This window comes from Flavobacterium amnicola, from assembly GCF_004122165.1.
GTDB classification, from domain to species: domain Bacteria; phylum Bacteroidota; class Bacteroidia; order Flavobacteriales; family Flavobacteriaceae; genus Flavobacterium; species Flavobacterium amnicola.
In genome coordinates this window covers 887,211-909,222 of record NZ_SBKO01000001.1, presented here as the reverse complement: position 1 = coordinate 909,222, position 22,012 = coordinate 887,211, and the positions used below count along the sequence as shown (strand labels likewise).

Below are 22,012 nucleotides of genomic sequence, written 5' to 3'. Positions count from 1 at the left end.
CTTTGCTACATGAATGAAAATTTAAACCCAAATAAAGAGCGTTTTTCTTCTGAAGAAGTCGATATCGAAAAGGCCTTGCGTCCCCTTTCGTTTGATGATTTTTCTGGGCAAGAACAAGTTTTGGAAAACCTAAAAATATTTGTCCAAGCTGCCAATCTTCGTAATGAAGCTTTGGATCACACCCTGTTTCACGGTCCGCCGGGATTAGGAAAAACCACTTTGGCTAATATTTTGGCTAATGAATTGGGGGTTGGAATTAAAATCACTTCTGGTCCTGTTTTAGACAAACCCGGAGATTTGGCTGGCCTATTGACCAATTTAGAAGAACGGGATGTTTTGTTTATCGACGAGATTCATCGACTAAGTCCGATTGTGGAAGAATATTTGTATTCGGCCATGGAAGATTTCAAGATTGACATCATGATTGAATCGGGTCCGAATGCGCGTTCGGTTCAAATCCACTTAAATCCGTTTACATTGGTTGGAGCAACCACAAGATCGGGGCTTTTAACCGCTCCAATGCGTGCTCGTTTCGGAATTCAGAGCCGTTTGCAATATTATAACACCGAACTGTTAACGACTATCGTACAACGAAGTTCTTCCATTTTAAAAATGCCAATTACCATGGAAGCCGCGATCGAAATTGCAGGCAGAAGTAGAGGTACACCTCGTATCGCTAATGCTTTGTTACGCCGTGTTCGTGATTTTGCTCAAATTAAAGGAAATGGTAAAATTGACATTGAAATTGCTCGTTTTGCTCTAAAAGCCTTACATGTCGACGCACATGGTTTGGACGAAATGGACAATAAAATCTTAACTACGATTATTGACAAATTTAAAGGAGGACCAGTTGGCCTAACTACATTAGCCACTGCTGTTTCTGAAAGTGGCGAAACGATTGAAGAAGTCTACGAACCTTTTTTAATTCAAGAAGGATTTATCATGCGAACTCCTCGCGGTAGAGAAGTTACCGAAAAAGCCTATCAGCATTTGGGAAAAATTAGACCTAATATTCAAGGGGGACTGTTTTAAAAATGATACAGCATAAAGAGAAATACACGCAAATAATAAAAGCCGAATCCAAAAGACTCGGCTTTCTTTCTTGTGGGATTTCTAAAGCGGGTTTTTTGGAAGAAGAAGCACCGCGATTGGAAAATTGGCTGAACCATCAAATGCATGGTCAGATGGCCTATATGGAAAATCATTTCGACAAAAGACTCAATCCTACATTACTAGTTGACGATTCGAAAAGTGTGATTTCATTATTACTCAATTATTACCCTGCAGAAGTACAAAATCAAGATTCTTATAAAATTTCCAAATACGCCTACGGACAGGATTATCATTTTATCATCAAAGACAAACTCAAAGATTTATTGCGATTCATTCAAACCGAAATTGGCGAAGTCAGCGGAAGAGTGTTTGTCGATTCGGCACCAGTTCTAGACAAAGCTTGGGCAGCCAAATCGGGCTTGGGTTGGATTGGTAAACACAGTAATTTATTGACCAAACAAGTCGGTTCCTTTTATTTTATTGCCGAATTGATTCTTGATTTAGAATTAGAGTACGATCACGCAACTACCGACCATTGTGGCTCTTGCACCGCCTGCCTAGATGCTTGCCCCACTCAGGCCATTGTGGCACCGTATGTCGTTGACGGAAGCAAATGTATTTCCTATTTCACCATCGAACTGAAAGACAATATTCCGACAGAAATGAAAGGAAAATTGGACGATTGGATGTTTGGTTGCGATGTTTGTCAAGACGTGTGTCCTTGGAATAAATTTTCAAAACCACACAACGAACCACTTTTTAATCCCAACCCTGAAATTGTCTCTTTTTCGAAAAAAGACTGGGAGGAAATCACCGAGGAGGTTTTCAAAAAAGTATTCAAAAATTCGGCCGTAAAACGAACAAAACTAGAAGGATTACAACGAAATATCAGGTTCTTAAAAGAATAAAACTAGCATATCTTTTAAGACAAAACAAAACCCAACAACTTTCGTCATTGGGTTTGCTATATCTAAATCGTTAAAAAGCTTAATCGTTCAGTTTTAATACTGCCATAAATGCTTCCTGTGGAATTTCTACATTTCCAACCTGACGCATACGCTTTTTACCTTTTTTCTGTTTTTCCAATAATTTACGTTTACGCGAAATATCTCCACCATAACATTTAGCGGTCACGTCTTTACGCAAGGCTTTAATGGTTTCACGAGCGATAATTTTAGCACCAATCGCCGCCTGAATCGGAATATCAAACTGTTGTCTCGGAATCAATTCACGCAATTTTTCAGTCATTTTTTTACCAATATTATAGGCGTTGTCTTCGTGAATTAAGGCTGATAATGCATCTACCGTTTGTGCATTCAAAAGCACATCCAGTTTCACTAATTTCGACGTACGCATTCCAATCGGAGTATAATCAAACGAAGCATACCCTTTCGAAACCGTTTTCAATCGATCGTAGAAATCGAATACGATTTCCGCCAACGGCATGTCGAAGTTTAGCTCTACACGCTCGGTCGTTAAATACGTCTGATTCGTAATTAATCCACGTTTTTCAATACACAAACTCATTACGTTTCCAACGAAATCGGCTTTGGTAATGATGGTTGCTTTGATATATGGCTCTTCTACTCGATCCAATCGAGAAGGTTCTGGTAAATCGGACGGGTTGTTCACGATAAGCGGCGTTTCTGGATCCTTTTTAGTGTAGGCCAAATACGAAACGTTAGGAACAGTAGTAATGACTGTCATGTCGAATTCACGCTCTAAACGCTCCTGAATAATTTCCATGTGCAACATTCCTAAGAATCCACAACGGAAACCAAATCCTAAAGCTGCTGAACTTTCTGGTGTAAAGACCAAAGACGCATCGTTCAATTGCAATTTTTCCATAGAAGAACGCAAATCTTCGTAATCTTCAGTATCTACAGGATAAATTCCAGCAAAAACCATTGGTTTTACATCTTCGAATCCTGTAATCATATTGGTAGTCGGCGTTTTAGCATCGGTGATGGTATCCCCCACTTTTACTTCTTTTGCCTCCTTAATTCCCGAAATCAAGTAGCCCACATCACCTGTAGAAACTACATTTTTCGGTACTTGGTTTAATTTCAACGTTCCAATTTCATCGGCAAAATATTCATTGCCTGTGGCCATGAACTTAATTTTTTGCCCTTTTTTAATTTCACCGTTTTTCACACGGAAAATAACTTCAATGCCTCGAAACGGATTGTAAACCGAGTCAAAAATCAAGGCTTGCAATGGTTCTTCCGGATCACCTTTTGGCGCAGGGATTTTTTCGATAATCGCTGCCAAAATATTTTCTACACCAAAACCAGTTTTTCCTGAAGCATGAATAATATCTTCCAATTTACAACCTAATAAATCGATAATATCATCCGAAACTTCTTCTGGATTGGCACTTGGCAAATCGACTTTATTCAAAACTGGAATAATTTCCAAGTCATTTTCTAAAGCCAAATATAAATTAGAAATCGTTTGTGCTTGAATGCTTTGAGCGGCATCTACAATTAACAATGCGCCTTCACAGGCAGCAATAGAACGCGATACTTCATACGAGAAATCAACGTGTCCCGGAGTGTCAATTAAATTTAAAATATAATCTTCTCCTTTATAGTTGTACTCCATTTGGATGGCGTGACTCTTAATGGTAATCCCACGTTCACGTTCCAAATCCATATTGTCAAGTAATTGTGCTTTTTCCTCACGAGCCGTAACGGTTTGCGTGGCGCCTAATAAACGGTCAGCCAACGTACTTTTACCATGATCAATATGTGCAATAATGCAAAAATTTCTAATATGCTTCATCTTCTGTCTGTATCAATTTAGGGCGTGACCCTTCGGGTCGGGCTTTTCGCAGTGCGCGGCACTTTGCTACAATCCCTCACTCAATTCTCTTTGTCGTTAATTTACCGGACAGCCACTGGCTGTCCTCCTCTTAATATCAAATCTCACGCTTTAATCTGCAAATATAAGGTAAAAGTTTGACAGTTGAATTGGAATTAATTTTCAGATAATTGAAAAATTTAGAATTGCATGACTTTTTATCTTTTATTGTATTTAGCGTTAAAAAAAGTGGTGTCTTTTTCAGAAAAAACAACTCTTCGATTCTCCTCATTTTGCAATTCTAAAGTGTCATTTACTACAAATTTTACTTCCGTAAATTTATAAGCCATATCACCAGTTATAATAGCTTGATATAAGCTGTCTTTTTCAATCTCTATCATTTTGGTATCCTCCTCCCAAGACAAAGGCTTGTCGTTTCCTCGAATTCCAACTTTTTTTAAATGTTTCATGTCAGAGACATCTAATGTAAAAACGATTGTTTTTTTATACGTTTTTTGAACACAATTACTTAAAAACAAGCAAAGCAGCAGTACTATTATTAACGATTTAATTTTCATGATGTGTTTTATTTTTAGTGACTAAATAATCCATTCCAAATCTTCCTGAACCCAGGATTAAATAGAACATTCCCACCCAAAGAAATCCCATTGCCGCAAGACAATTCCACAATCCGTTGTCGATTTGCTGCATAAATATCGCTACTAACATGGTGCAAACAATAAGAAATGATGCTATTCTTGTTTGAAGTCCAAACAACAAAAACAAACCGCCAACCGCTTCAGCAAATGCGCCCATCCATGCAAAGAATACAGGTGCAATTGCAAATATTCCTCCATACTTTTCCACATCATTTGGGAACCAAAAAGCGACCTCAAAAAGACCTAAATTTGTATCCACTGGCGACCAAGGCATCCCAAATTTGGAGGCCCCAAAATCGAAGGCAAGCAAATAACCACATACTATTCGCGGTAGTGCTAAAAATAAATCTTGCGCCCAATGTTTCAGTATTATGGGTTGTGATAATTTTAAAAAGTACTTCATAATTTTTTGTTTTAGGATAAGAATAAAATTTATCGAACTACTAAGTTTCCGTTCCCTGATTTTTTAGAATTACATGAAAACACAGCTTTCCCCGAATTAATTATATCTCCATTACCAGACAATACAGCCGTTAATTCTTCCGAAACATTCACCAATGTATCGCCATTACCAATGCTTTTTACATAAGCTTTTTTTGTACTTATAGTTTCTGCAAATACTTCCCCATTACCCGTTTTTTCGATTTCTAAAAAATCGGTTGTGCCTTCTAATTTTACATCTCCGTTCCCAACATTTTCTAATTTAAAATAACTTCCCGTAACATTTTTTACCACCAATTGACTATTCCCTTTATTAGAAATAAGACTTGCTATTGGCATTGTAATTTTGATTTTCACATTTGTATTTTCCACATACAATTTGTTGTTTTGATTTTCTTTAAACAAGATTTTCAAGTTCTTTTCTACTGGGTTGTATTCGACTCCTAAAAGCGGCATTAAGTTGTCATCGATTGAAATCAAGACACTCCAAGACTTCCCTATTAACACTTCTGTTTTGCCATTAATATCCTCCAAAAACACTTTATCAAAGTTGCTGTATTCGAACGATTTTGTAATGGTGTTACCAGACCCTCTGAGTTGGGCATTTGCAATAGTCGTTGTAAACACTAACGCAATTGCTACAATTAATTTTGTCATATGTTATTTTTTTGAGAAACTAAAAAGTTTCGGTTAATTGAATGACACAAAATTGTGGTAATTGAAAAAGCCGAGCGCTTCAAATTATGATTTGAGACACGTTTTGTTAAGAAGCTCCGTTTATATTTTGGAAATGTTTTCGATATACTCTTTAGGAGAAAGAGAAGTGTGCTTTTTAAAGGCGCGATTGAAAGTCGCTTTTGAGTTAAAACCACAATCAAAAGCAATTCCTAAAAGTGTAGTATTTTTATGTTCGTTGTGACTAATTTTTTCTTTCACAGCATCTACACGATATTGATTTATAAAATCATTGAAGTTCATTTGAAACCCTTGATTGATAGTCTTGGAAACTATTCCAGAGTTAGTTTGCAATTTTTTTGCCAAATCAGTAAGGGTTAATTCTGGATTCTCATATAATTTTTCCGATTCGAGCAATGTTTCCATTTTTATTTTCCAAGAGGCAATTTCAGGGGATATTTCATTTTCAAATGTTTCATAAGAAATATCGATTATCGTTTCTTCAAAAGAATTATTTTCTAATAACAAGATTGGATTTTTTTCAAAAAAAGACATTTTGAAAGGAATAGCCGACTGAATTGGATTGGAGTAACCCGTTATGGCAATATAATGCATCACAATAGAAAAGAACAAGAAAAACCACCAATTGCCCTTATACGATTCCAAAACAGGATACACCAATTTAAGAATATCGAATACTATTGGTAAGAGTAACATTATTAAAAAGGCCAAAAGATAGGTCTTGATCCATTTGAAAACAATCGTATCGGCATAACTGACTACTTGAAAAATGAGTTTTCGATACACATTATAATAGCGAAGACTTAGTATAAAATAAATAATCATGGAAACCAACCCCGCTTTTTGATACCAAGAGTCGAAGTCTTTATCGGCACCATTAGCATAAAAATAGTATCCCTCAAAAATATAGGTATCATACATCCAAATCCCTAAGGAATACAGCAAGTAAATTATACCCGGTAGCAAATGTAGCGCTTCTTTTTTGTTAAATACAAATGAAGAATTGAGCAAACTTTGTGTGTAAAAATAAATTATTGGACCAATGAAAAACAACTGTTGAAAAGGCATGTAAAACAGAAAGTCCCTGTAAGGTTGGTTATCATACCAGCCCGCAAAACCAAGCATCCAAGGAGCAATATACAGACTACACAAAAAAATAAAAAAAGCCAACCAATAGTTCGATTTTATTTCGCTATTCATCGCTTTTACCAGTAATAATACACTATAAAGTATCCCTTGCGAGAAAGAAATCAACAATAAAGAACTGTAAAAGCCAAATTGAAAAATCATCGATTCGTTTTTGTAAAAATAACGATTAAATGCGAACGTCGTTTTCCAAAAATATTAAATTTTATAACTAAAGATTCTTGCCTATCTTTGCAAAAAATTAGAACCCATGCCCAAAATCGGCAACATCGAATTACCTGACTTTCCGCTCTTACTTGCACCTATGGAAGATGTGAGCGATCCACCATTTCGTCGTTTGTGCAAAATGCATGGCGCCGATTTGATGTATTCGGAATTTATTTCATCGGAAGGATTAATTCGTGATGCGATTAAAAGCCGTCAAAAACTCGACATTTTTGATTACGAACGCCCGGTTGGCATTCAGATTTTTGGTGGCGACGAAGAAGCCATGGAAATGTCGGCCAGAATCGTAGATACAGTACATCCTGATTTGGTGGATATCAATTTTGGCTGTCCAGTAAAAAAAGTAGTTTGCAAAGGCGCTGGCGCTGGTGTTTTAAAAGATGTTGATTTAATGGTACGCTTAACCAAATCGGTAATTAAAGGAACTAGTCTACCGGTGACAGTGAAAACACGTTTAGGCTGGGACGAAAGTTCGATCAATATCGATGAAGTAGCCGAAAGATTACAAGATGTTGGTGTACAAGCCCTAACAGTTCATGCCCGTACACGTGCTCAGATGTACAAAGGACATTCGGACTGGTCACACATTCAACGCATCAAAGAAAATCCAAGAATTACGATGCCTATTTTCGGAAACGGTGATATCGATTCGCCAGAAAAAGCATTGGAATACAAAAACAAATACGGTCTCGACGGAATGATGATTGGTCGTGCCGCTATTGGTTATCCGTGGATTTTCAATGAAATCAAACATTACTTTAAAACAGGCGAAAAACTAGCTGCACCAACCATAAATGACCGAGTAGAAGCCGCTCGTAACCATTTAATTTGGTCGATGGAATGGAAAGGCGAACGTTTGGGCATTGTAGAAATGCGACGTCATTACACCAATTACTTTAAAGGCATTTCGCATTTTAAAGAGCACCGCCAAAAATTAGTCACTCTCGACGAGCACAATGCTTTGTTACAGGTTTTTGATGAAATTATGCAGGATTATGCTTAATGATGTTTTTTTAGCGAATAATACGCGATAATTGTACTCAATAACATTCCGAAACCTCCTAAAATAAAGGGAGCCCCGGCAAATTTGAAAGGAGCATCATTGTGTGTAAAATAATAAAACACCAAGGACATTAACGGCGGACCTACAATAGCCGAAACACTAATTAGGCTCGTTAAGGTGCCTTGTATTTCTCCTTGCTGGTTCGCAGGTACTTGCGAAGCGATAACCGCTTGTAATGCTGGCCCTGCAATTCCGCCCAAACAATACGGAATTAAAAAAGCAAACATCATCCAACTTTGTGTGGCAAATCCGAATAAAAACATGCCAAGTGTATAAAGCGCCATTCCGACATAAATACTTTTTACATCGCCTATTTTAGGATTTACCCAACGTATTAATACCCCTTGTACTAAAGCAACCAATATCCCTACAACACCAAGTGAAATACCAACCATTTTTTCATCCCAATTGAATTGGTAGATGGTAAAATAACTCCAGTTACTTTGTACAGCATGAGAAGCAGTATGCAAAATAAAAACAGCAATAACTAGTCCGATTAACTTTGGATATTCCTTTAAACTTACAAAAGACCCGATTGGATTGGCTCTTTTGAGTTCGAATTCTCTTCTGTTTTTTTTAGAAAGCGATTCGGGAAGAATAAAATAACCGTATAAGAAATTTAACAAACACAATGCGGCGGCAGCATAAAATGGAATTCTGGCGCCATACTGGCCCAATAATCCGCCCATAATAGGTCCGATGATAAACCCAAGTCCGAAAGCCGCTCCAATCATTCCAAAGTTTTTGGCACGATTCTCATCGTTACTAATGTCGGCAATATACGCCGAAGCCGTTGTAATACTAGCTCCTGTAATTCCGGCAATAATTCTTCCGACAAACAGCCACGTAATGGTAGGCGCGAAAGCCAGCAATAAATAATCCAAACTAAACCCAAAAAGAGAAAGCAACAATACCGGTCTTCTCCCATATTTATCACTTAAATTACCAACTAAGGGTGAAAATAAAAATTGCGTAATGGCATAAGCAAAAGTCAACCAACCGCCTATTTTGGCTGCTTCACTTACATCACCATGAATAAGTTCTTGAATTAATTTTGGAATCACCGGAATGATAATACCCAACCCCATGACATCAATCAATAAGGTTATGAATATAAAACCTATCGCGGCTTGCTTTTCGCTTTTTTTCATAAATATAGGGGGTTAGAAACCCAATTTGGTTCTAACTCTTTTTAGAACATCATTGGCCACTATCGAAGCTTTTTCGGCACCAATATGTAAGGCTTTATCCAATTCAGGAAGATTATTCATATAATAATTGTATCGTTCACGCTCGGTAGCAAACTTTTCTGTAATCAATTCAAATAACGCTTGCTTGGCATGTCCATAGCCGTAATTTCCACCTAAGTAATTGGCACGCATCACTTCAATTTGCTCGGGAGAGGCTAATAATTTATACAACGCAAAAGCATTGCAAGTATCGGGATTTTTAGGATCCTCCAACGGAGTACTATCGGTCTCGATGCTCATAATTTGCTTGCGAAGTGCTTTATCATCCAAAAAGATATTAATAAAGTTATTTCTAGATTTACTCATCTTTTCGCCATCGGTACCGGGAACCAACATCGTTTCTTCTTGAATTTTTGCTTCTGGCAAAACGAATGTTTCTCCCATTTGATGGTTAAAGCGAGAAGCCACATCCCGCGTAATTTCTATATGCTGTAATTGGTCTTTTCCTACCGGAACAATATTGGCATCATATAACAAAATATCGGCCGCCATAAGCATCGGATACGTAAACAACCCTGCGTTTACATCTTCCAAACGGTCGGCTTTATCTTTAAACGAGTGAGCTAATGTTAATCGCTGAAACGGAAAAAAACAGCTCAAGTACCACGACAATTCGGCTGTTTGAGGCACATCACTTTGGCGGTAAAAAACTACTTTATCGGTATCCAAGCCACAAGCCAACCATGCTGCGGCCGTGCTATAGGTATTTCCTCTTAAGGTCTCTCCTTCTTTAATTTGTGTCACCGAATGCAAATCGGCAATAAAAAGAAACGATTCGTTATTTGGTTCATTTCCCATTTTGATTGCGGGAATTATTGCTCCTAATAAATTTCCTAAATGCGGTGTTCCAGTGCTTTGTACTCCTGTAAGTATTTTTGCCATTATAATATAAAATGCTATTTTTAGCAAAGTTAATCCTTTTATCCTTTTTTTAAAGCGATTGCTTACATTTGACCTATGAAAGTTTTTAAAATTATATTTTGGTGTTTGTGGCGGGTTTGGTTTTATATCCTAATGATTGTACCCATCATTTTCATGTCTCCACTATTAGTAATCTCGTTGTTAAAAGAAGAATGGTACCCTTACTTTTTTAAATTGGCTCGTTTTTGGGCACATTTTATTTTATACGGAATGGGTTTTTACTATAAAATTGAAGCCGAGCAAGAAATTGAACCCCATAAAAGCTATATGTTCATTGCCAATCATACTTCAATGACCGATGTGATGTTAATGTTGGTTACTGTAAAAAATCCGTTTGTATTTGTAGGCAAAAAAGAGTTGGTTAAAATCCCTATTTTCGGTTTTTTCTACAAAAGAGCCGCTATTATGGTCGATAGAGACAATCCGAGAAGCAGAACAGCAGTTTACGAACGCGCGCAAAGAAGAATCAAGCAAGGCATGAGCATTTGCATTTTCCCGGAAGGCAAAGTACCAGATGACGAAAGTGTGGTGTTAGATGAATTTAAAGGCGGTGCTTTTAATTTGGCAATCGATCATAAGTTACCTATTGTTCCTATGAGTTTTTATGACAACAAAGAACGGTTATCATATACCATTTTTAGCGGAAGTATGGGTGTATTACGCGTTAAAATTCATCCGTTTATTGAAACCAAAAATTTAATCCATCATGATAAAAAAGTGTTGAAAGCGCAAGCGCGAGATTTAATTCTAAACGATCTTTTGAAGGACGAAAAGTATATGAAAGCAAGTACCAAATAAAAAAGTGTCCTGGCAAGACACTTTCTCATTGTTGCATACACAACACAAAACTTAACTAATTTATTAAAATCTGTAACTAACTCCGCTGTAAAGACCAATTATATAAGGCTTAAACCCGCCTGAATCGGTATGGAAAGTAAAAAGTTGGTATTTTAATGTAGGCTCGACACTGGCTTCAAAAGATTTAAAGAATTTGTATTTGAAACCCAAACCGATATTCGTACTAAAGTGGACAACATTCAAATTATTTGCTTCACCTAAATCGGAACTAAACTTCTCGGAAACCAGTGACACTTGATTTTTGTTTAAAAACAAAGTACTCAACCCTGTCATCACTTGAATTCCGAGTTTTTTATCTACAATTTTATAGGAAACTTCAAATGGAATTTCAACATAACTGATTTTTTGATTCAAATAGCCTTCTTTTTTGTTTTGAAGCACTTCACTGCTATTAAAAGATGCATCTCTACTATCTACAATTGTGGTAAATAATGCCGATTGGTTTACAGAAACATTTCCTAATCCTCTGGCATGTGGGTCACCACCGATATTTAGAGTAGAATAGTAAGCGATATCATTTGTATTGTAGCTTAAATCCAAATTATTAACACTGGTTCTAAAGTAAAACTTGTCCGACAATCTTTTTTCCAAACCAATACCAACACTCACTGTATTATTATAAGATTTAGCGTTATCAACAAATTTTTCATCAATCGGTGAACCGTTTTTAGCAAACATAAATATAGGTGCAATTGTTGGTTTTATAAGCCAATCTGATTTTGTCTTTTCTTTTTTCTCCTCGGTATTTTGAGCCAATTTTTCCTTTTCCTTTTCTCTTAATATTTTTTCCAAAGGATTTTCCTCGATGGCTTTAATTTTCGAAGAATCGATTGCTACCACTGCCGTTGATTTGCTTGGCGTTATGGTTGTATTGTTTTTGATAACTTCATCAGAAGTATTGTTTTTTTCAATTCCAACCATTGAGTTGTTATGTTTTTTTACAAAAGGTTCCTTTTCAGTGGAAATAGAAGTCTTCTCAATGGTAGTCTTCTCCTTGTCTTGAACAACGTCTTTATCATTATTGGCTACAGAAGAATTGTTCTGAATTTTATAATCGGAAGTAGATTTTACCCCTTTTTTGTTTCCTGCTTTTTCGGAAAGATTTTCATCCGTTATGTTGTTTTTGGATGCGATCGCAGTATTGTTTTTGTTTCGTTTGGCCTTCGAAGACTTTTGATTTTTTACAAAACGTTCCTTTTCATTGGAAATAGAAATGTCGGTAGCCGAAGTTTTTTCGCTTTTTTGAAAAGCTTCATTTTCTTGAATCGCTAGAGAAGAGTTATTTTGAATTGGAGTTTCGGATTGGGTTTTGGATGCTTTTTGCTTTTTGTTTTTTTCATTAGAAACAAAAACCTCATTCGAATTATTGAAATATTTAAACGATGGCTGGATGTTTTTATTAGAATTGAATGGTGTTGTTTTCTCTTTTTTAGTATTCTGTGAAGAAGATTGAGCCGAAGAAGTAACAATTAGATTGGATGTATTTTCGTAATTGCCTTTATTATTTCCTTTTACCACTTCATTGTTTGTTGAAGCCACAGCGGAAGATTCCTGCGTCGTCGATACTTGCTCTACATCGCTTTTCGTGGAAGTTATTGCTGTGTTTTCGCTGCTAGATGCTTTAGAATTGTTATTTGTTTCTTGAACGACAACGGTTTCGTTTTTATTCCCTTCCAAATTCAAAGTCCAAGGAGTAAAGAAAGAAGACTCATTATTCAATCCCCAAAAGCCTAACACTAAAGCAGCGGCAATTCCGGCTGCTTTAGCATTAAACCAAAAAGGAAAAACTCGTTTTTTGTTTTCTTTTTGCTCCAATCTTGCGGCAATGTTATCCCAAGCTTCAGGAGCGGGATTCACCTCAAAATCTTTAAATTTTTCTTGAAATAATCGTTCTATATTTTTTTTATCAGTCATTTTACTGAAGGTATATTGTTTTGATTTAAACCATCTATTTTATCTTTTAAAATCATTTTAGCACGGGCTAAATTTGATTTACTTGTTCCAGTTGAAATGCCCAGCATTTCTGCTATTTCTTTATGCGAATAATCATCTAAAACGTACAAATTAAAAACCAACCTATACCGGTCGGGTAATTCTTGGACTAGTTTTAATAAAAATTCTAAACTTAAATTATCATCTTCAATTTCTATATTGGCATCGTCAACAACATCATTAACCAATTCTAAAAATACCGTTTTCCGATATTGCTGTAAAACATAATTAATCATTAAACGCTTGGCCCAACCGTCAAAAGAACCCTTTTGACTGTATTGTTCTATTTTATCAAAAATAAGTAAAAATCCTTCTTGGAGATTATCTTGAGCTTCTGCATAGTTTTTGGAATACTTCAAACACACAGCAAACAACTTACCTGCATAAAGCTGATATAATTGGGCTTGCGATTTGGTATCTTTTTCTATACATCCTTTTATGATTAAAGGTAAACTCAAGTCTTACTAAATTAAATTAGGGAATAACGGGTATTTCAATTTCTTCAAATATATCTGATCCATTCGTGTTTTTACCTTTCCAAAGTTTGAAAACGTAAACATCTTCAAGAGTTGGTTTGAATCGTAATATTTTAACCATCGGATTCACTGGCGAAGCACCACAATCACTTTGTTCCACGACGCTAGTTTGCACTGCAATAATTCGTTCATTTCTGTCTTTTTCATAATAGAAGCCATCGTAAATATAACAATTCGTTGGTCTATTGAACTGAATAGGCAACTCATATATGCTGTCTCTTTTAAATTCTGCGGGCAATGTTGCTGTTTCCACAGGCAATAATTCCAAATGAAATCTAGGGTTGTCATCACCTCCCAAGTCACAATTGGAGAATGAAAACGCTACTATCAAAAGCATTAGGTATTTTTTCATAAAAACAAGAGTTATTTGTTCTTTCTAATTAGATGCAAATTAGAATAAAAGGTTGCGTGACAAACAAAAAAATGCCCAAAATTTGGGCATTTTTTTTAGTTATTATTTTCTTTAATTAATTCCTTAATTTTTAGTTCTAGTTCATCAGCCAATTCCGGATTGTCTTTAATTAACGCTTTTACCGCATCACGACCTTGTCCTAATTTGGTGTCGCCATAACTAAACCAAGAACCCGCTTTTTTAATGATTTCGAATTCTACCGCTAAGTCAAGAATTTCACCTGTTTTAGAAACTCCTTCTCCATACATGATGTCGAATTCGGCAGTTCTAAATGGAGGTGCTACTTTGTTTTTTACCACTTTTACTTTGGTTCTATTTCCTAAAACGGCATCACCATCTTTAATTTGTGCCGCACGACGGATATCCAAACGAACCGAAGCATAAAATTTTAAGGCATTACCTCCAGTAGTCGTTTCAGGGTTACCGAACATTACTCCAATTTTTTCACGCAATTGGTTAATGAAGAAAACCGTACAATTCGTTTTGCTAATAGTTGCCGTTAATTTTCGAAGTGCTTGCGACATCAAACGAGCGTGCAATCCCATTTTAGAATCCCCCATCTCTCCTTCAATTTCACTTTTTGGAGTTAAGGCCGCTACCGAGTCAATTACCACAATATCAATAGCGCCAGAACGGATTAGATTTTCAGCAATTTCTAAAGCTTGTTCCCCATTATCAGGTTGCGAAATGATTAAATTATCAATATCTACTCCTAATTTTTGAGCATAGAAACGATCAAAAGCATGCTCCGCATCAATAAATGCTGCAATACCTCCCGCTTTTTGAGCTTCGGCAATAGCATGTAATGTTAAGGTTGTTTTTCCCGAAGATTCTGGTCCGAAGATTTCAATGACTCTTCCACGAGGATATCCATTTACTCCTAAAGCTAAATCTAAACCTAAAGAACCTGAAGGAATGGCTTCCACTTCTTCTACGGCTTTATCGCCCATTTTCATAACGGTTCCTTTTCCGTAGGCTTTGTCTAATTTATCTAAAGTAAGTTGTAATGCTTTTAATTTGGCTTCTTTTTCTGTGCTCATCGTATCGCGTATAAAATTATATTCAGTAAAAATAAATGTTTTTTATCGATTTCATGAAACAAGTTTTCAACAAAAATAAAATCCCTCGATCTATAGTAGATTGAGGGATTTATATTCGATTTTTTTTGTATTTAGAAAATAATCTTCTTCATTAGTGTTTGACCATTTTCCAACTGAATTTTAATCAAAAGTGTTTGGTTATTTCTTCGGATAGATGTTTCGGTAATACTGTTGGCATGTACCGCATTCTTAACCGCAACAGATTGCCCTAAAACATTATACACTTCATAATTCGCTACTTTGATAGCATTCGATTCGATTTGAATTTGGTTATCTGTGGTAGTTACTGTTACCTCATTTGATTTCAGTTCTGAAATCGTTTCTTGTACTTCCTCTTTATCTTTAAAGCGAAGCACAAAACGATCGTTACTAATTCCTTTTACAGACACAAACTGATAAGGAGATTGTGTTAAATCATGAATACTTCCATTTAACTTATCTTCCACATAAATTTTTTGCTTTTTGTTGGCAAAAATTCCGTCTACTTGATTAATCGCAATTGTATACACTCCATCCGTTGGTAATTGAACACCTAGAGGCACACTGTCATTTTTGTCAAATGGTAATTTTCTGGCTTGAATATCAAAAATCACATCGTTGATTAAAGAATAAAAGTTAAAGCCTTTTTTATACCCTGTTTTGGCATCAAAATAAAAATCATCTCCATTTGTTGCATTTTTTACATAAGCAATAACTTGTGTAACTGCAGCTTTATCAGGATTTACAAGATCCAGCCAAATACGATTTTTTTCTGTTTTAATATCATTTTCGTTAAGCTGATTCGGACCTCTAAAAAACTGACTATTATTATGAGCCGTGCTTCTATGTTCGTTTCTGAATTCAAGGTTCGCAATAGCACCTAAACTTTCCTTCATTTTTACAAAAAAGGCTTGTCCTGAGGCTATTTTACCACCAAATGCTGCCGGTGGAATAGAAGCGGTTCCGTTATGTTTCACATAGTCGGTTCCAACATAATTATACACAAAGGTTTGATAATACGGACTACTTGCTGGAGCAATAGCCGTTAAATGTCTCCATAAAGAAACCGAACCATCTTCAAGAACACCATTATTCGTAGCAATAAAGGCTTGTACATCTATTGCGGAAGGATAAGGGTTTCCAACTAAATTATTGTTATCATCAAACTGCGTTATGGTAGCATTGGTTCCAACAAATGGCGCCGTTATAGTTCCTTTATTGATTGTCCTATTAATTATCGCAGTATTAAATAAACTCCCTGTAAAGGTTACTGTTTGTGTTGTACTAGCGTCCGGCACTCTAAAAATATAACCTTTCCCTAATTGCATTGTGGTATCCGCAGTAGAAATCCAGTTTCCTTGTCCAAATCCTACTGGGTTTACAATATCAGCATCCCACTCGTAAAAACGACTGTTTGGAATGGTTGAAAAAGGCGCCGATGCAACTGGAGAGGACCAGTACACATAATCGTATAATTTTAAAGGAACTACATTACCAGCCACTCTAATCATCGATTGAGTACCTATTCCTGTATAGGTTCCTGAATTGCTAATTTGCACTAACGATCCATCATCTTGTATGGTAAATGTACCGTTATTAATGACGTTATTTTGCACTTCAACATAATCATTTGCGGCAACTGTCAATGTAAAGGTTGGATTAATTGTTAAATTACAACAGCTAATATCTCCTGAAGAGTTTGTATTGTAATTTCCATTGATAATGGCTGCTTTAGTTAAATCAGGAGTTCCGTTAGACCATGCAGATCCATTCCAAGTGGTAATATCCAATTTTAATTGTGCCGCATCTGAGGCAACAGAACAAGTACCATCTTGTGTTACTAAGCTATAAAATTGATAACCATTTAAAGTTCCCACCGCACCGGTAAGATTTAAAACCGTAGATGCCATTCCAGTTGCTGTTACCCCTGCAAATGATCCTCCGGCTACCGCTGTCCATCCTGCAGAAATTCCATTGTTGTAATACCATTGGTAGGTTAACGACCCTCCTCCTGAAGCAGTAGCTGCTACGGTAAAACTTGCAGAACTACCACAACCACCAACATCTGATGGACTGGTATTCACTGTTGGTAAGCTACTAGTTAAAGTAAAAGGAACTATATCTAAATTAGCACAACTTTCATTCAAATTGGTTGTCCAATCTGCTGGATTAAACACAGGAGACGGTCCAGCAGCAGCAAGATTTCTAGTGATAGAATATCCCTTTTCGTTTGGACAATGAACAATATCTACTGTAATATCATTTTTAGTTAATCTGATTTCATCATTCTCATTAATTCCGTTGGCTTTACTAACAAATTCAAATCCTAGCGCTCCACAAGCAGAATCAGAACCTAAATCGGCCAAATAAATTCCTCCTGCAGGAATAATTCCAGAAATATCAACAGTTCTTAAACCATTAGTTGTACCAATATCTCCGTAACGAACAAGTTTATAATTGGCTCCTGCGGCATTCAAATCAATTGGACTTCCAGTAGGATTGTACAATTCCATATACCAGGAATTTAAGGCTAAAGAATCGTATACTTCTGAAATAATTAAATCGGTTAAGTTATTCCCTGAGGTACACGTACCACTTTGTTTAATTTGCGTAAAGTTAGAAGTAGTTACATTGCAACCTCCTTGAGTAACTGTTATTACACCAGTAGTTTCACCCGCTGGCACAGTTGCTATAATTGTAGTCGCATTTACAAATACTACTGTAGCGGTAATTCCATTAAATTGAACCGTTGTTCCTGCTGTAAATCCTGTACCTGTTATCGTTACATCAGTAGCCGTTGGACCAGAAGTTGGTGCAAAACTCACGACAGAATGCGTTGGGGTACAAGGTGATGTTATCGTAATGGTATAATCTTCCACTTCTCCATCAAAACCAGACAAACAAGGCGAAGAATCTCCGTCGTAAGTAGCAATTACTCTCATTCGGGTAACTCCTAAAGTTGCTGTCATTGGAATCGTAATACTTAATGGTGAATTTGAAGTCAAACCACTTGCTACGTTTGTTGCAGAACCCAAATCAAAAGCTTCTCCAGCATCATTAAAATCTAAATCGTGATTAAAATCGATCCAAGCAAACGCTAAAACTGTAAAATTTCCATCGGTATTGATTCGTGTAGACAACGGGTACGTTGTCCCTCTTTGTAAATTTGTTGAAATAGCCGTGTAATCATTATAACCAGCTGGTTTAGCCGTAGTATTGTTGATGGTATTTATGGTAACATTCGTGATAGAAGTATTAAATGCCATATTTCCAGTTGACGTACAGTATGCTGGTGTAGGAGTACAACTCACACTCACGCCATTCGACCAAATTAATCCGTTTCTTGTAAATATTTTATAATAATAAGTAGTTCCTGCGGTTAAACCGGTAACGGTAACCGTTGTTCCCACTCCTTTGTACACACAGAAACCACCATCAAATGCTGTTCCTGAACCAAAAACAGTATTCGCGGTATAAGCACCACCATTTCCAGTTGGAGTAGCTGCTGTAAACGGACTACTACTTACAAAAACAAATATTCCAGTAGCAGCATCGCTACATCCTGTCGGTGCTGTCCAAGAAACGGTTGAAGCATCGCCAATACAACTTGAAGTTGCAGCTCCGGTTACATTCACTGGTGTCGCTCCAACAATTGTTTGAGTACCTCCTGCAAAAGCTGTTCCTGATTTGTTACCTGCTGCAAAAGTTACATCGGCAGTAGTGATAGCACTTACTGTAATAGTATTCCCCACAGTAGACACACATGGAAGATCGGTAGTGATAAAGAAATAACCTGTCGTTCCTATATTAATAGCTTGCGTTAGCGTTGTAAACGTGTGTGCGCCTGGACCTAAAGTGGTAGTTATAGTTCTAATTGAAGTATCTGTTCCTGAATTAAAAGTAGCATCTGTTGAATACCATAATTGAAAATTAGTAACATTACCTGCTACATATCCTGCTTGGGTTGTAAACGCCACACTATTTAATTGTGCGTTAGCATTGGTAACTGCTAAATTAAAAGCATAGATTACTTGATTGTTCACATTCTGCGTAATATTTCCTGCTGGTACTGCTGGGTTAATTGAACTTAAAACAATATTGGCTATAGGTGCACAAGTTGATGAGTGAGCACCAAGAAATGAGAAAGTATCTATAGGAGAACTTGTCCATTCCGTCGACGGATTAAAGACATTTGAACCATCGTTATCTCCAATCTGAATGGTAGAATTTCTTACCAAAGTTTGATCTAAAGTTGAAACTCCTCCAGATAACCATTGAGTTCCAGGATCGAAACCTATTTGTCCAACTACATCAATCACAACAGTTGATTTTCTCAAAGCGACTGCATCATCCCCATTAAATGTTAAAGTTCCAGATGTTTGTTGTGCAAGTCCAAGAAGTGTTGCGCCTGCTGATGAATTAGCTAGTAGGAAAGTTCCATATGCCGGAACCGAACCAGTTAAAGCAATCGGAGTAGCCGTTACAGAACCATTAGCATATAGCGAAATATCATAATTACCTGTCAATGTAATTGGTGAAGCGGTTGGATTATAAATTTCGATTGCTTTATTATTACTACTCCCTTCAATATATTCTGAAATAAATAAATCTCCACAACTACTGATTGGTGCAATAGCTCTACTTATAACATCAAAATTATAAGTCGCTTCATCAGTATCATTATTTGTGACTAAAACCGTATCGGTAAAGTTTCCTGCTGCTGCACTATTAAAAGTTACAGTAAAAGTCGTCGAACCTGCCGGTGCAATAGTTGCTGGCAAAGTGATGCCTCCTACTGTGAATACAGTTCCGGAATTCATCGTTAGCGCCGTCACTGACAAATTACCCGTACCTGTATTTTGTATGGTATAGGTTTTTACAATATTTGAAGAGGTAAAAGTTCCTCCAAAATCTGTATCATCAGTTGTAACCGGTGTTGTATCTCCATCAGCAATATTTACTGCATTTCCTTGAATATTTATTTCAGGAGTTAATCCAGTTGTTGTACAATTTGTCGAAGGAATTGTTACATTAACATTATAGTTCAGTGTAACCGCAACACTTAGGTATGAATTGTATGGTATTAGTGAAAAATAATACGTAGTTCCTGCTGTTAAACCGGTAACATTATAAGTTGTGGCTGCACTACTGATATAAGTCACAACAGTTGTATTTGCATCAAGTGAAGATCCTGCTGTATGAAAAATTCCGTCAGTTGGCATTCCGGTAGGAACTCCTGTGGTTGATTGTAATAAAATATACCCTGCAGCATTGGTGATAGTACTGGCAGCCGAAAAACTCAAATTAATTTGTGAACTTGAAGCTGTTGTACACGTAAAAGTCGCCGCATGACCCGTTGGTTCAAGTGCTCGGGTATAACCAGTCCCTACCGCTCCAGGAACATTATAACAATTTCCTGTGGTATTGTATTCGTAGGCTCTTACAGAATATTGCGCTCCAGGCGCCAAGCCTGTAATTGTTCCTGATGTAGTACCGGCTCCTCTAAAAATAACTCTATTGTTTGTATTGATTTGTCCCGCAGCACCCCACGCTAAATTAGGTGAATAGGGAGTCCCATTGGTTGGAGCAGCAACAGCCGCATCGGAAACCACAATCATAGTTCCATTTCCATTTCCAGCGGTCCAATTCACGTTAAAACCATCTAATGTTTCACCGTTGGTGGTTACTGCCGAAGCTTGTGTTCCTGGAGGAGTACATCCTGCAGGTGTCCACTGCGCATACAAGGTAATATCTGCTGCAAAACTATAATTAGCTCCATCTGCATAAACCACTGGACCACCAGGCGCTGTACCCCAACCGGCAAAAGTAAAGCCAGCATTTGTATAGGTATTGGTAGTAAGTGCTGTAGTAGTACTTGCTGTTTGATTAGCCATTGTCCCAGTACCTCCATTAGCGTTAAAAGTTACTGTATATATTGGCGTTGGAGGCAAAGTATTTGAATATTCCAAATCATCAATATAAAAAACAGCACTGTTGGTAGTGCTAGATTCTGCAAAAAATCCAAATCCAGACATATTAACACCAGATGCTAAAGTTCCAGCTCTTGCCCACCCGCCCGCAGGTGATATTTTAGTTCCTCCAACCCATAAATCCCATTGTTGTGAATTTAAAGTATAAGTAGTTCCTCCTGTATAATATGTTGTTGAAGCTGCTCCATTATTGGCATAAATTTCAATTGCTTGATCTGTGTCTTTAGCCAACCCTGTACCAGCTACGGCGTTATTTACACCTGCAGTCCTTCTGGTTATAGTACTTATAGCCCCCGCTGCATAAGCAACTGTAAAAGAGGTTATTGAATTATTATAATGACTAGTATAGCCCTGATTATCATTAGCCAAAGTATTTATACCTAAAGAAATGTTTAGATTCCCTGTACTTGCAGATGTAGTTCTAATTTTTGCTTTCAAATACGCAACCGTTGAAGGTGTTGTCCAATCGTAAACACCAAATTTGTTTGTCGCAGTTGATGTTGAACTTTGCATTTGCAATTCTGAACCGGTCCCCAATGAAGTTCCTGGATTCGCAAGTGTAAATACCCCTCCAGCTGCTCCAGTTCTTACTCTGTAAGTTCCTCCACCTGCAGGAGTTGAAGTTAGAAAAGTAGTACTAATTGTATTTGTAGGATGAGTTCCTGTCCCTGTTCCAAAGTCATAAGTCCATACTTGCCCCAGTCCGGCAACACTAAACAACAACGAAAAAATAAGTAATTTAATTTTCATATAAAACTATTAATTTTATTTCCCTGTGAATTTCAATGATTTAAAGCTGAAAAAAAGGGATTCAAATTTAGTGCAAAATTATTTTAAAAAGAGCATAAAGCTGTAATTTATTGTTATTTAATCGTTAATTTTTGCTTTT

At 36.8% G+C, this 22,012-nt stretch carries 16 protein-coding genes; 4 read left to right on the top strand and 12 right to left on the bottom strand.

All coding sequences use genetic code 11. The features are described 5' to 3' along the window. Positions 1-9 precede the first annotated feature (9 nt). Both ruvB and queG read left to right on the top strand, forming a co-directional pair. Positions 10-1,032: a Holliday junction branch migration DNA helicase RuvB gene (ruvB, locus tag EQG63_RS04040; protein ID WP_129434680.1), complete on the top strand. Its 1,023-nt coding sequence runs from the start codon at positions 10-12 to the stop codon at positions 1,030-1,032. Between the two features lie 2 nt (positions 1,033-1,034). Continuing rightward, on the top strand, positions 1,035-1,961 hold the full coding sequence (queG, locus tag EQG63_RS04035) for a tRNA epoxyqueuosine(34) reductase QueG (RefSeq protein WP_129434678.1): 927 nt from the start codon (positions 1,035-1,037) through the stop codon (positions 1,959-1,961). A gap of 79 nt (positions 1,962-2,040) precedes the next feature. Here the strand turns inward: queG and lepA are convergent, their stop codons facing one another. The 5 genes from lepA to EQG63_RS04010 form a co-directional block, all read right to left on the bottom strand. Further along, on the bottom strand, positions 2,041-3,837 hold the full coding sequence (gene lepA, locus EQG63_RS04030) for a translation elongation factor 4 (protein WP_129434676.1): 1,797 nt from the start codon (positions 3,835-3,837) through the stop codon (positions 2,041-2,043). Positions 3,838-4,073: 236 nt separating this feature from the next. Then, positions 4,074-4,325, bottom strand: coding sequence for a hypothetical protein (locus EQG63_RS04025; RefSeq protein WP_129434674.1), 252 nt, complete (start codon positions 4,323-4,325; stop codon positions 4,074-4,076). A gap of 97 nt (positions 4,326-4,422) precedes the next feature. Then, a complete protein-coding gene (locus EQG63_RS04020; protein ID WP_129434672.1) occupies positions 4,423-4,917 on the bottom strand; it encodes a DoxX family protein in 495 nt (164 codons plus the stop codon). Positions 4,918-4,946: 29 nt separating this feature from the next. Further along, positions 4,947-5,612 (bottom strand): GIN domain-containing protein, encoded by a 666-nt coding sequence (locus tag EQG63_RS04015; RefSeq protein WP_129434670.1) that lies wholly within the window; start codon positions 5,610-5,612, stop codon positions 4,947-4,949. A gap of 120 nt (positions 5,613-5,732) precedes the next feature. Beyond that, positions 5,733-6,941, bottom strand: coding sequence for a helix-turn-helix domain-containing protein (locus tag EQG63_RS04010; protein WP_129434668.1), 1,209 nt, complete (start codon positions 6,939-6,941; stop codon positions 5,733-5,735). 106 nt (positions 6,942-7,047) lie between these two features. Between EQG63_RS04010 and dusB the strand changes: the two genes are divergently transcribed. Continuing rightward, entirely contained in the window at positions 7,048-8,025 is a 978-nt protein-coding gene (gene dusB, locus EQG63_RS04005; protein ID WP_129434666.1) for a tRNA dihydrouridine synthase DusB, read from the top strand. Here the strand turns inward: dusB and EQG63_RS04000 are convergent. Then, on the bottom strand, positions 8,022-9,236 hold the full coding sequence (locus EQG63_RS04000; protein WP_129434664.1) for a TCR/Tet family MFS transporter: 1,215 nt from the start codon (positions 9,234-9,236) through the stop codon (positions 8,022-8,024). The genes dusB and EQG63_RS04000 overlap by 4 nt on opposite strands. A gap of 12 nt (positions 9,237-9,248) precedes the next feature. After that, the gene (gene trpS, locus EQG63_RS03995; RefSeq protein ID WP_129434662.1) at positions 9,249-10,217 is read right to left on the bottom strand and encodes a tryptophan--tRNA ligase; all 969 of its coding nucleotides are present in this window, start codon (positions 10,215-10,217) and stop codon (positions 9,249-9,251) included. A gap of 75 nt (positions 10,218-10,292) precedes the next feature. Between trpS and EQG63_RS03990 the strand changes: the two genes are divergently transcribed. Then, positions 10,293-11,054, top strand: coding sequence for a lysophospholipid acyltransferase family protein (locus tag EQG63_RS03990; RefSeq protein ID WP_129434660.1), 762 nt, complete (start codon positions 10,293-10,295; stop codon positions 11,052-11,054). Positions 11,055-11,117: 63 nt separating this feature from the next. On the opposite strand, the gene EQG63_RS03985 is transcribed toward EQG63_RS03990, so the two are convergent. From EQG63_RS03985 to EQG63_RS03965, 5 genes are all read right to left on the bottom strand, one after another. Next, positions 11,118-13,028, bottom strand: coding sequence for an outer membrane beta-barrel protein (locus tag EQG63_RS03985; RefSeq protein WP_129434659.1), 1,911 nt, complete (start codon positions 13,026-13,028; stop codon positions 11,118-11,120). Then, complete coding sequence (locus tag EQG63_RS03980) at positions 13,025-13,564, bottom strand: RNA polymerase sigma factor (protein ID WP_129434657.1); 540 nt, start codon at positions 13,562-13,564, stop codon at positions 13,025-13,027. Before EQG63_RS03980 ends, EQG63_RS03985 begins: the two co-directional genes overlap by 4 nt. Positions 13,565-13,580: 16 nt before the next feature. Beyond that, entirely contained in the window at positions 13,581-13,994 is a 414-nt protein-coding gene (locus EQG63_RS03975) for a hypothetical protein (RefSeq protein ID WP_129434655.1), read from the bottom strand. A 95-nt stretch (positions 13,995-14,089) separates the two neighbouring features. Continuing rightward, positions 14,090-15,094 carry a recombinase RecA gene (gene recA / locus EQG63_RS03970; RefSeq protein WP_129434653.1) on the bottom strand — a complete coding sequence of 335 codons (1,005 nt, stop codon included), beginning with the start codon at positions 15,092-15,094 and terminating at the stop codon, positions 14,090-14,092. Between the two features lie 131 nt (positions 15,095-15,225). After that, positions 15,226-21,873: a choice-of-anchor D domain-containing protein gene (locus tag EQG63_RS03965; protein WP_129434652.1), complete on the bottom strand. Its 6,648-nt coding sequence runs from the start codon at positions 21,871-21,873 to the stop codon at positions 15,226-15,228. Between the last annotated feature and the right edge of the window lie 139 nt (positions 21,874-22,012).

What these genes read in the sequence shown, in the direction of transcription:
- ruvB (WP_129434680.1), top strand. Translation starts at nt 10, where the DNA reads ATGAATGAAAATTTAAACCCAAATAAAGAGCGTTTTTCTTCTGAAGAA.
- queG (WP_129434678.1), top strand. Translation starts at nt 1,035, where the DNA reads ATGATACAGCATAAAGAGAAATACACGCAAATAATAAAAGCCGAATCC.
- lepA (WP_129434676.1), bottom strand. Translation starts at nt 3,837, where the DNA reads ATGAAGCATATTAGAAATTTTTGCATTATTGCACATATTGATCATGGT.
- EQG63_RS04025 (WP_129434674.1), bottom strand. Translation starts at nt 4,325, where the DNA reads ATGAAACATTTAAAAAAAGTTGGAATTCGAGGAAACGACAAGCCTTTG.
- EQG63_RS04020 (WP_129434672.1), bottom strand. Translation starts at nt 4,917, where the DNA reads ATGAAGTACTTTTTAAAATTATCACAACCCATAATACTGAAACATTGG.
- EQG63_RS04015 (WP_129434670.1), bottom strand. Translation starts at nt 5,612, where the DNA reads ATGACAAAATTAATTGTAGCAATTGCGTTAGTGTTTACAACGACTATT.
- EQG63_RS04010 (WP_129434668.1), bottom strand. Translation starts at nt 6,941, where the DNA reads ATGATTTTTCAATTTGGCTTTTACAGTTCTTTATTGTTGATTTCTTTC.
- dusB (WP_129434666.1), top strand. Translation starts at nt 7,048, where the DNA reads ATGCCCAAAATCGGCAACATCGAATTACCTGACTTTCCGCTCTTACTT.
- EQG63_RS04000 (WP_129434664.1), bottom strand. Translation starts at nt 9,236, where the DNA reads ATGAAAAAAAGCGAAAAGCAAGCCGCGATAGGTTTTATATTCATAACC.
- trpS (WP_129434662.1), bottom strand. Translation starts at nt 10,217, where the DNA reads ATGGCAAAAATACTTACAGGAGTACAAAGCACTGGAACACCGCATTTA.
- EQG63_RS03990 (WP_129434660.1), top strand. Translation starts at nt 10,293, where the DNA reads ATGAAAGTTTTTAAAATTATATTTTGGTGTTTGTGGCGGGTTTGGTTT.
- EQG63_RS03985 (WP_129434659.1), bottom strand. Translation starts at nt 13,028, where the DNA reads ATGACTGATAAAAAAAATATAGAACGATTATTTCAAGAAAAATTTAAA.
- EQG63_RS03975 (WP_129434655.1), bottom strand. Translation starts at nt 13,994, where the DNA reads ATGAAAAAATACCTAATGCTTTTGATAGTAGCGTTTTCATTCTCCAAT.
- recA (WP_129434653.1), bottom strand. Translation starts at nt 15,094, where the DNA reads ATGAGCACAGAAAAAGAAGCCAAATTAAAAGCATTACAACTTACTTTA.
- EQG63_RS03965 (WP_129434652.1), bottom strand. Translation starts at nt 21,873, where the DNA reads ATGAAAATTAAATTACTTATTTTTTCGTTGTTGTTTAGTGTTGCCGGA.